The sequence below is a fragment of the Micromonospora sp. NPDC007220 genome (assembly GCF_040634035.1).
In the GTDB taxonomy this organism is placed as follows: Bacteria; Actinomycetota; Actinomycetes; order Mycobacteriales; family Micromonosporaceae; genus Micromonospora; species Micromonospora reichwaldensis.
In genome coordinates this window covers 1-1,014 of sequence record NZ_JBEYEU010000075.1, presented here as the reverse complement: position 1 = coordinate 1,014, position 1,014 = coordinate 1, and the positions used below count along the sequence as shown (strand labels likewise).

Here is a 1,014-nt window from a genome sequence, read left to right as displayed (position 1 = left end):
CGTCATAATACCAGTATTATGACCAACACGAAACGTGTTGGGAAACTGATGCACTTGATGGGACTTTATGCCAAGGGAAGCCGTTATAAATATAAACATTACAACAGAAAAGGAGCTTCGCTTTCAAGACCCAATTTAATTAATCAGATCTTTAAAGCAACAGCTCCTAATAAAGTATGGCTGGGAGACATGACCTATATCCCTACCAAAGAAGGCACCTTATACTTAGCCGTGAATATCGACGTTTTTTCACGTAAGATTGTAGGCTGGTCAATGTCTTCACGGATGCAAGATAAACTGGTGAGGGATTGCTTCTTGCAAGCTTGTGGGAAAGAACATCCTCAGCCTGGCTTGATTGTCCATACTGATCAAGGGAGTCAATATACAAGCTCTCGTTATCAATCTACTCTTCGTCAAGTCGGTGCTCAATCTAGCATGAGTCGTAAAGGAAATCCATATGACAATGCAATGATGGAGTCTTTTTATAAGACGCTAAAGAGGGAGCTTATTAATGATGCTCATTTTGAGACAAGAGCTGAGGCTACTCAAGAAATATTTAAATACATTGAGACCTATTACAATACAAAAAGGATGCATTCAGGTCTTGATTACAAGTCTCCAAAAGACTTTGAAAAATATAATTCTTAAATTCTCTTAACTCCGTGTCTAGTTTTTCGTTGACTTTCCAAAAATATAGCTCATTTTGTGTCTAAATATTTGACATTAGTCCACTTTAATTGTCTTTAACTTTTCACTCATCATAAGTCCTGCCTTTTAACCGTGGGTAGGTATTGCTCGATTGCTTTTTTGAGATACTTAGTGATATTTTTCTTTGAGTAGTCTTCTCGCTTGGCTCTCACATAAGACAAGTGGTCTTTGACCCCATTCAATCCTCTTAATTCCTTTAGCTCGTCATAAAGCGGATAGACGTTCTTTTGCAAACCTTGGAGCTATACTATAAAAGTGGACAGAAAATTGGGTGTTATAATCTGTCTATTAAGACACAAAAATGAA

The 1,014-nt window shown here is 37.4% G+C and carries 1 protein-coding gene and 1 pseudogene; one reads left to right on the top strand and one right to left on the bottom strand.

Translation table 11 applies throughout. The features are described 5' to 3' along the window. Positions 1-648, top strand: a pseudogene (locus ABZ573_RS32535) (IS3-like element IS1068 family transposase); the annotation flags it as partial. Positions 649-758: 110 nt separating this feature from the next. On the opposite strand, the gene ABZ573_RS32530 reads toward ABZ573_RS32535, so the two are convergent. Further along, on the bottom strand, positions 759-941 hold the full coding sequence (locus ABZ573_RS32530; RefSeq protein WP_358122933.1) for a hypothetical protein: 183 nt from the start codon (positions 939-941) through the stop codon (positions 759-761). Positions 942-1,014: the final 73 nt, after the last annotated feature.